This is a genomic window from Peribacillus sp. P4_C12 (assembly GCF_056402095.1).
Genome location: NZ_JBFUIB010000129.1, coordinates 1 through 8,906 on the forward strand (window position 1 = coordinate 1; position 8,906 = coordinate 8,906).

Consider the following 8,906-nt stretch of genomic DNA (forward strand, 5'->3'; position numbering starts at 1 on the left):
AGTGAGTGCTGTGAAGTTAAACTGCAGGATATCGACTTGTCTCTAGGTACAGTACTCGTCCATGGAAAAGGGAAGAAAGATCGCTACGTTCCAGTTGGAAGATATGCTCAGGAAGCGATAGATTTGTACATACGTACAGCTAGGATGGAAATGACTTCGTCTGACGCTAAGGCGCATGCTTATTTATTTGTTAATTCTCGTGGAGACCCTCTGACAGCTAGGGGAGTTCGCTATATTTTAAATGAATTGATTAAAAAGTCAGCCGCAGAGGGAAGTCTTCACCCCCATATGCTAAGGCATTCCTTTGCTACACACCTATTAAATAATGGGGCGGACATACGTACAGTACAAGAATTGCTTGGTCATTCAAAAATTTCATCAACGCAAGTGTATACGCATGTTACAAAAGACCAATTAAAAAAAGTCTACAATGCATCACATCCGCGAGCTTAAATGTTGAAAGGGGACTCTTTATGACAACGATATTTGCAGTACATCATAAAGGTGAATGTGCCATGTCCGGTGATGGGCAGGTTACTTTAGGAAATTCAGTAGTGATGAAGCATACGGCAAGGAAAGTAAGAAAGATCTTTAATGGTAATGTCCTTGCAGGTTTTGCAGGTTCGGTTGCAGATGCATTCACTTTATTTGAGATGTTCGAATCTAAGCTGGAAGAGTATAATGGCAATCTTCAACGTGCTGCCGTCGAAATGGCGAAGCAATGGCGAAGTGACAATGTACTGAGAAAGTTGGAAGCGATGTTAATCGTCATGGATAAAAATGATTTGCTTCTCGTTTCTGGTACCGGAGAAGTAATTGAACCGGATGACGGGATTCTTGCAATAGGATCAGGAGGAAATTATGCACTGGCAGCCGKCAGGGCATTAAAGCGTTTTTCTAGTGAGTATTTATCAGCCAAGGAAATCGCCCAATCATCTTTACAAATTGCAGCGGAAATTTGTGTGTTTACGAATACGAATATAATCGTGGAAGAGTTGTAAGGAGGAGCGCATAATGTCAAAAAAAGCTAATTTAACACCGAGGCAAATCGTTGAAAAACTGGATCAGTATATCGTGGGGCAGCGGGAGGCAAAACGGGCAGTGGCAGTGGCTCTTCGGAATAGATACCGCCGTTCCCTTCTATCGGATCAACTTCGTGATGAAGTCGTTCCGAAAAACATATTAATGATTGGACCGACCGGCGTTGGGAAAACAGAAATTGCTCGGAGAATGGCTAAATTGGTTGGTGCTCCTTTTGTGAAAGTTGAAGCAACGAAATTTACCGAAGTTGGATATGTCGGGCGGGATGTAGAATCCATGGTGCGTGATTTGGTAGAGACATCTGTCCGCCTCGTGAAGGAAGAAAAGATGGCCAGCGTAAAAGAACGGGCAGAGGAAAATGCGAATCGCCGGTTAATAGAATTATTAGTGCCATCAACAAAAAAACAGAGCAATTTTAAGAATCCACTTGAAGTCTTTTTTGGAGGCAGTAACAATCAAGATGAGCAGGATCCGGATGAAAATTCCGAAGATTTAAATCTGCAGCAAAAAAGAAACATTGTAGCTGATAAACTGGCTAAAGGTGAGTTAGAGAATGAAATGATCACGGTTGAAGTGGAAGAACAGGCCGCTTCAATGTTTGATATGCTCCAAGGTTCGGGAATGGAACAAATGGGGATGAGTATGCAAGACGCGCTAGGAAGCTTGATGCCAAAGAAAAGTAAGAAGCGCAAATTGAAGGTCAGTGAAGCGAGAATTGTTTTAACGAATGAAGAAGCGGCAAAATTGATTGATATGGATGAAGTTACTTCGGATGCTGTGTACGGTGCTGAGCAGAACGGGATTATCTTCATCGATGAAATCGATAAAATCGCCAGTAAGCAATCTGGGGGTTCATCAGCGGATGTGTCGAGAGAAGGGGTTCAAAGGGATATTCTACCAATTGTTGAGGGTTCAACAGTTGTGACTAAATATGGATCGGTTAAAACGGATCATGTGCTGTTCATTGCGGCCGGAGCCTTCCATATGGCTAAACCATCCGATCTTATTCCTGAATTACAGGGAAGGTTCCCGATCCGTGTAGAATTGAACAAATTAACTGTAGACGACTTTGTCCGGATTCTTCATGAACCAGATAATGCTTTGTTAAAACAATATGTAGCTTTGTTAGAAACTGAAGGTATAGAAATTGAATTTTCTGACGATGCTGTTCGTAAGATAGCTGAAGTGGCCTTCGAGGTAAACCAGAACACAGACAATATTGGTGCAAGACGACTTCATACTATTTTAGAACGGCTTCTTGAAGACTTGTCGTTTGAAGCTCCGGAAATCACGATGGAGAAGATTACAATCACTCCTCAGTATGTCGAAGAAAAACTGGGATCGATCGCCCGAAATAAAGATTTAAGCCAGTTTATCCTTTAAGAATGAAACAAATGGCAATATACTTGCCCATGCAATGAACATAAAATTACGGAAATACAACTTCATAGTCTATTGTGAACCATGGTATTTTTAGGAGGAACAAATCAAATGAACTTATTAGCAAAAACAAGAAAAATTAATGCAATGCTCCAAAAAGCAGCAGGAAAAGCAGTTAACTTCAAAGAAATGGCAGAAAGCTTAAGTGAAGTTATCGAAGCAAATGTGTTCGTCGTCAGCCGACGTGGAAAATTACTCGGCATTGCAGTAAGTCAGCAAATCGAGAATGAACGTATGTACAAAATGTTAGAAGATAAGCAATTCCCAGAAGTGTATACTAAAAACTTATTTAATATTCCAGAAACATCTTCTAACCTGGATATCGAAAGTGAGTACACTGCTTTCCCAGTAGAAAACAAAGAGCTTTTTGCAACTGGATTAACAACGATCGTACCGATTATGGGTGGAGGAGAACGTTTAGGAACATTGGTTCTTGCTCGTTTACAAGAGAAATTCCACGATGATGACTTAATCTTAGCTGAATATGGTGCAACGGTAGTCGGTATGGAAATCCTTCGTGAGAAATCCGAAGAAATCGAGGAAGAAGCACGTAGTAAAGCGGTCGTTCAAATGGCCATTTCCTCATTATCATATAGCGAATTAGAAGCTATTGAGCATATTTTTGAAGAGCTTAAAGGTAATGAAGGTCTACTTGTAGCATCGAAAATTGCAGACCGTGTTGGTATCACTCGTTCGGTAATCGTAAATGCGTTGAGAAAGTTAGAAAGTGCAGGGGTTATCGAATCACGTTCACTTGGTATGAAAGGTACGTATATCAAAGTATTGAATGATAAATTCCTTCTTGAACTAGAAAAACTGAAAAATAACTAACAGAGAAAAAGGCAGTCCTTGAAAAAGGGCTGCCTTTTTTGTGTGTAATTTGAACGACAAGCTAGCAAGAACTTCCAAGCTAAACGATATGAAAAATGCGTTATGCAAGAAAAAAAGGTAATTCGAATTGAGAATTTAAATTTGAAATGTGAGTATTTAGATAGTATTCTGATGCCACTGGAAATATAGTGAAATTCTTCAAAATAAGAGTAATTATATTACTATAACTATAGTAATAATGAAAAAAATAATTTGTAATAAATTCCCTCCCTTCTTAATCAAAGTATTACAAAATATCTGTTGATATTAGTAGCGGTCTTAAGAGTCCTAATTATGAAATAAGATGCTGAATTTGTCGAATATAAACTCACTTTAAAAATTTCTATTTTTTATTTAAAAAATATTAATATAGAATTTTAAAGAAACCGTTATAAAATAAGGCTAAAAAAGCTATGTTGTATAAAATCACTTATGAAAAAATATTGCAAATTAGTTCTAAAGTATCAGGTATATAGATTCGTTTTTCAGTATGATAAATAAGGAACTAGAGATAAATTTTGACTAAAATGTCGAAAAAGTATGTAAAATGTAATGAATCGTAATAAATGAACTGGAATAATACTAAAAAAAGCAGTGAATTTGAGCAAATTGTGACATTTTTCGACAATAATAGGTCTAAAGTCTTAAAAATGTTTGTGGACATAGTTATAATGTTTCTTTAGAATTAAACCATGAATACGTTGGGTTAATTTATTTCTTAAGTTATTATCTGTTTAAAATGGAAAGAGGTGAGCGATAATATGGAATTATTTTCAAATACTTTTCAATCACTTGAAAACGCTCTGAATTATTCTAATACAAAACAAAAAGTTATTTCACAGAATATTGCGAATTCCGACACACCGAATTATAAAGCTAAAGATGTCTCCAAAAGACAGTCGTTTCAAGCTGAGTTAGAATCTTCCATCCAATCATACCGTACCGATGAAAGACACCTAAGTTTTAAATTAGAGGGTGGTGAATCCTCTTCAATCGTGACGCAGAGGAATGTGCAATACAACAATAATGGAAATAGTGTGGACATTGATAAAGAAATGACTGACCTTGCTGCAAACCAAATTTATTATAATGCAGTATCCGATCGGCTTTCAGGTAAATTCAAATCATTGGAAACTGTAATTAGGGGAGGTAAGTAATGGGGATTTTCCAAAGTATAAATACGACTGGTTCAAGCCTAACTAGTCAAAGGTTAAGGATGGATGTGATTTCTTCCAATATGGCGAATGCAGATACGACCAGAGCGGAATATGATGCAGAAACAAAGGAGTGGAAACCATACTCGAGAAAAGCAGTTGTGCTACAAAGTAAGGAAAGCAGTTTTTCAAGCTTTTTAAACGCAGCCACTGGGAAAAACAGCGGGATTGGAAACGGTGTAAAGGTTACGGAAATAGTAAGAGATGAAACGCCTTTTGAGTTGGATTATAATCCAGAACACCCCGATGCCAATGATGATGGATATGTGGAAATGCCAAACGTCGATCCGCTTAGGGAGATGGTCGACTTAATGAGTGTCACACGATCATACGAAGCAAATGTGACAGTTTTAAATGCATCAAAGGGAATGATGATGAAAGCATTGGAAATCGGCAAATAAACTTGAATGGGGAGTGGAGATATGGAGGGGATTTCTCTTTCGGCAGGGAGCAATACATTTGATGTATTGAAAAATGGCCAGAGTAATACAAATACACCATACGAAGCACATCGGAATTTTGCGTCCGTATTAAAAGAATCGTTGAATAAAGTTAATGAGACTCAAGTTGCATCAGACAATCTGACAACTAAACTGGTTAACGGTGAAGATGTTGAGCTTCATTCAGTGATGATTGCTTCACAAAAAGCCAGTGTTACAATGCAGGCTACACTAGAGGTCCGGAATAAGGTGGTTGAAGCCTATCAGGAAATGATGAGAATGAGTATATAGCATTCATTTTTTAAACCTCATTATATAAAGAAAAATGGCCAGGGGGAAAAAGATTCCCCCTTTCATAAATTCATAGACTGACCGGGGGATTTAAATGAATGATGTACTAGTGAATTTAAAAAATAAAATAACTGCTTTCTGGACTAGTCGCAGTAAAAAACAAAAAGTCCTCATGATTAGTGCAACCGCATTGATTATCATCGTCATTATGGTTGTCTCGGTTTTTGCCTCCCGTACAACACTGGTACCCTTATATTCTAATTTAACGCCATCAGAAACGGGAAGTATTAAAGAGAATTTAGATAGTCAAGGAATTAAGAACGAAATTTCAGACAACGGTAAAACGATTAAAGTTCCTGAAGAAAAATTGGATACACTTAAAGTGGAGCTTGCAGCTGAAGGGATCCCGGACTCAGGAAGCATCGACTATTCATTTTTTAGTCAGAGCGCTGGTATCGGAATGACCGAAAATGAATTCAATGTTATTAAATTGGACTCGATGCAGACGGAACTAGCCAATTTAATAAAGAAGATTGACGGGGTTGAAGATGCGAGTGTGATGATTACACTTCCTGATAAAGGGGTTTTTGTAAGTGATACAGTAGGTGAAGCATCAGCATCAATTGTTTTGAATACGAAATCAGGCTATAAATTTGATGAAAATCAAATTAATTCACTTTATCATCTTGTATCAAAAAGTGTTCCGAACCTCCCTACAGATAATATCGTCATTATGAACCAAGATTTTGAGTATTATGACCTTGAAAATCAAAATTCTAATTTCGCGTCTGCTTTTGTTACTCAAAACGAAATAAAAAAAGAAATTGAACGCGATATTCAAAGACAAGTACAAAATATGCTAGGAACAATAATGGGCAGAGATAAAGTTGTCGTTTCTGTCACAACAGACATTGATTTCACTCAGGAAAACAGGGAAGAGAATATAGTTGAACCGGTGGATGAAGAAAATATGGCAGGAATTGAGATTTCTGCGCAAAGAATCAATGAATCGTATAGTAGGGATGCAGCTGGGGCTGGTGGCATTCCGCAAAGTGAGGACTCCTCTGATTCATTAGGATCTAGTTATGTTGAGGGAACAAACGGATCCGGTGATTATGAAAAAGTTGATGAAACAATAAATAGTGAAGTGAACCGAATAAAGAAAGAAATAGTGGAAAGTCCATACAAAGTAAAGGATTTAGGTATCCAGGTAATGGTCGAGCCTCCTACGGCAGATGATCCAAACTCCTTATCTCAGCAGAGTGTAGATGATATTACACAAATCCTTAGCACAATAATCCGTACGACAATTGAGAAAAAAGCTGAAGGGGAAGAACTTACAGACGATGAGCTAAATAAGAAGATAGCGATTTCCGTTCAACCTTTTAACGGAAAAATGACAATGCCAGAAGATGGAACGAGAACTTCAGTGCCCATTTGGGTTTACATTGTAGGTGGAATATTATTATTAGTCATTATCATTCTATTATTCTTATTTTTCCGGTCAAGAAGGCGAACAGAAATGGAAGAGGAATACGTGGAGGAAGAGGAAGAAGTCGTATTCGAGGTCCCAGATTTAAATACAGAGAAGGAAACAGAGGCATCGTTAAAAAGAAAACAACTTGAGAAACTGGCAAAAGAAAAGCCGGATGAATTTGCAAAATTATTAAGAAGTTGGATAGCAGAAGATTAGACTAGGAGGCTGTGCAAGTGACAGAAAGAAAAAAAAAGGCCGGATTGACTGGCAAACAGAAAGCTGCCATCCTCCTTATTTCCTTAGGCCCGGATGTTTCTGCATCCGTATATAAGCATCTTTCTGAAGAGGAAATTGAGAGATTGACTCTTGAAATTTCGGGAGTTAGAAAAGTAGATTCGCAGGACAAAGAAGAAATTTTAGAGGAATTTCATAATATAGCTTTAGCACAGGATTACATATCACAGGGTGGCATTGGATACGCGAAGCAGGTTCTTGAAAAGGCGTTAGGGACTGATCAGGCTGCGGCAATCATAAACCGCTTAACATCTTCCTTACAAGTTCGTCCATTCGACTTTGCAAGGAAGGCAGATCCTGGACAGATATTGAATTTTATCCAAAATGAGCATCCGCAGACGATTGCCTTAATATTATCTTATCTTGATCCAACACAGGCAGGCCATATTTTGTCTGAACTTCCCCAAGAGGTGCAGGCCGATATTGCAAGAAGAATCGCTTTAATGGATAGCACTTCGCCGGAAATCATTAATGAAGTAGAGCAGATATTAGAAAGAAAACTATCTGCAACTGTGACCCAGGATTATACCCAGACTGGCGGAGTCGAAGCGGTTGTTGATGTATTGAACGGAGTTGATCGCTCAACAGAAAGAACTATCTTAGATGCACTTGAAACCCAAGATCCAGAACTTGCAGAAGAAATCAAGAAACGGATGTTTGTCTTTGAAGATATCGTGACTCTTGATGGGAGAGCCATTCAGCGTGTTGTACGGGAATCTGAAAATGAAGATCTCAAACTTTCCCTTAAAGTGGCAAGCGATGAAGTGAAGGAAATCGTTTTCCGTAACATGTCGAAACGAATGGTCGAAACGTTCCAGGAAGAAATGGAATATATGGGTCCTGTACGTTTGCGGGATGTAGAAGAAGCACAATCCAGAATTGTTGCTGTTGTTCGCCGCCTTGAAGAAACGGGTAAGATTGTAATCGCCCGCGGCGGAGGGGATGATATTATTGTCTAGAATTATTAAGTCCCACCAAGCAAATCAGGAGAAAAGCAATAAGATAACGATAAAAATTCGCTGTTTGGACTCACTTGAAACAGAAAGCGAGGATGAAGGGCAAATCGTTCATCATTTTCAATCAGATGAATTTCTAAACCAAGCCAAGCAGGAGGCAGAATCTCTATTAATAGAAGCAAAACAAAAAGCCAAAGCGGTTGCTGATGAAGTCCGGCAAGCTCGTGAACATTGGGAGAAGCAAGAAAAAATAATGTATATCGAACAGGCTCAAAAAGAAGGGTATCAGCAGGGAATCGAAGATGGAATCCAAAAGGGCTATAACGAGGTTGCTGGGGAGATCGCTTTTGCAAAGAAAGTGGTAGAGTCCTCTAAAAAAGATTATCAGCAACATATCGAATCATCTGAATCAGTTATTTTGGATCTTGCTATGAAAGTGGCGGGGAAAGTTATTGGCCGGCAGCTTGAAAATGATGAAGAGTCTTTTTTATCCATCGTAAAGAAAGCCATTAAAGAAGCAAGGGATTATCGGGAAGTGCAGCTGCATATTCATCCGATTCAATACCAATCGATTCTTACTCATAAGGAAGAGTTGATTTCAATCTTTCCAAAAGATACAGAATTGTATATCTATCCGAATGATGATCTAAATGAAAGTAGTTGTATCATCGAGTCGGAGAATGGAAGAATAGATGCCAGCGTTGATAGTCAGCTACAGGAAATTAAAATGAAACTAACTGAGTTGCTGGAAGGTGAGTAAAGATGAAAGCGAAGGATCTCTTACCCTTAGTTGATGAAGTCGATCCATTTAAACACTATGGACGAGTCAAACGTGTCGTAGGGTTAATGATAGAATCCCAAGGCCCTGAAAGCTCTGTAGGCG

General features: G+C 38.5%; 10 protein-coding genes. All 10 read left to right on the forward strand.

From position 1 onward, the window contains the following. On the forward strand, positions 1-453 hold a 453-nt coding region (locus AC1DUW_RS15680), incomplete at its 5' end, for a tyrosine-type recombinase/integrase (RefSeq protein ID WP_477642921.1). A gap of 20 nt (positions 454-473) precedes the next feature. Next, the gene (gene hslV / locus AC1DUW_RS15685; RefSeq protein WP_477642922.1) at positions 474-1,001 is read left to right on the forward strand and encodes an HslVU peptidase proteolytic subunit; all 528 of its coding nucleotides are present in this window, start codon (positions 474-476) and stop codon (positions 999-1,001) included. 13 nt (positions 1,002-1,014) lie between these two features. Next, positions 1,015-2,424 (forward strand): HslU--HslV peptidase ATPase subunit, encoded by a 1,410-nt coding sequence (gene hslU, locus AC1DUW_RS15690; RefSeq protein WP_053345317.1) that lies wholly within the window; start codon positions 1,015-1,017, stop codon positions 2,422-2,424. A gap of 108 nt (positions 2,425-2,532) precedes the next feature. Then, the gene (codY, locus tag AC1DUW_RS15695) at positions 2,533-3,312 is read left to right on the forward strand and encodes a GTP-sensing pleiotropic transcriptional regulator CodY (RefSeq protein WP_053345318.1); all 780 of its coding nucleotides are present in this window, start codon (positions 2,533-2,535) and stop codon (positions 3,310-3,312) included. An 800-nt stretch (positions 3,313-4,112) separates the two neighbouring features. Beyond that, positions 4,113-4,508, forward strand: a complete 396-nt coding sequence (gene flgB, locus AC1DUW_RS15700; RefSeq protein WP_053345319.1) for a flagellar basal body rod protein FlgB — start codon at positions 4,113-4,115, stop codon at positions 4,506-4,508. Next, the gene (gene flgC, locus AC1DUW_RS15705) at positions 4,508-4,966 is read left to right on the forward strand and encodes a flagellar basal body rod protein FlgC (protein WP_053345320.1); all 459 of its coding nucleotides are present in this window, start codon (positions 4,508-4,510) and stop codon (positions 4,964-4,966) included. Before flgB ends, flgC begins: the two co-directional genes overlap by 1 nt. Positions 4,967-4,987: 21 nt before the next feature. After that, the gene (gene fliE, locus AC1DUW_RS15710; RefSeq protein WP_053345321.1) at positions 4,988-5,296 is read left to right on the forward strand and encodes a flagellar hook-basal body complex protein FliE; all 309 of its coding nucleotides are present in this window, start codon (positions 4,988-4,990) and stop codon (positions 5,294-5,296) included. Positions 5,297-5,390: 94 nt separating this feature from the next. Continuing rightward, positions 5,391-6,989 carry a flagellar basal-body MS-ring/collar protein FliF gene (gene fliF, locus AC1DUW_RS15715; RefSeq protein WP_477642923.1) on the forward strand — a complete coding sequence of 533 codons (1,599 nt, stop codon included), beginning with the start codon at positions 5,391-5,393 and terminating at the stop codon, positions 6,987-6,989. A 17-nt stretch (positions 6,990-7,006) separates the two neighbouring features. After that, positions 7,007-8,026, forward strand: coding sequence for a flagellar motor switch protein FliG (gene fliG / locus AC1DUW_RS15720; protein ID WP_477642924.1), 1,020 nt, complete (start codon positions 7,007-7,009; stop codon positions 8,024-8,026). Continuing rightward, complete coding sequence (gene fliH, locus AC1DUW_RS15725) at positions 8,019-8,783, forward strand: flagellar assembly protein FliH (protein WP_053345324.1); 765 nt, start codon at positions 8,019-8,021, stop codon at positions 8,781-8,783. Before fliG ends, fliH begins: the two co-directional genes overlap by 8 nt. The last annotated feature ends 123 nt before the right edge of the window (positions 8,784-8,906 follow it).

Coding starts and splice junctions, on each gene's coding strand:
- hslU (WP_053345317.1), top strand. CDS start 1,015: ATGTCAAAAAAAGCTAATTTAACACCGAGGCAAATCGTTGAAAAACTG.
- codY (WP_053345318.1), top strand. CDS start 2,533: ATGAACTTATTAGCAAAAACAAGAAAAATTAATGCAATGCTCCAAAAA.
- flgB (WP_053345319.1), top strand. CDS start 4,113: ATGGAATTATTTTCAAATACTTTTCAATCACTTGAAAACGCTCTGAAT.
- flgC (WP_053345320.1), top strand. CDS start 4,508: ATGGGGATTTTCCAAAGTATAAATACGACTGGTTCAAGCCTAACTAGT.
- fliE (WP_053345321.1), top strand. CDS start 4,988: ATGGAGGGGATTTCTCTTTCGGCAGGGAGCAATACATTTGATGTATTG.
- fliF (WP_477642923.1), top strand. CDS start 5,391: ATGAATGATGTACTAGTGAATTTAAAAAATAAAATAACTGCTTTCTGG.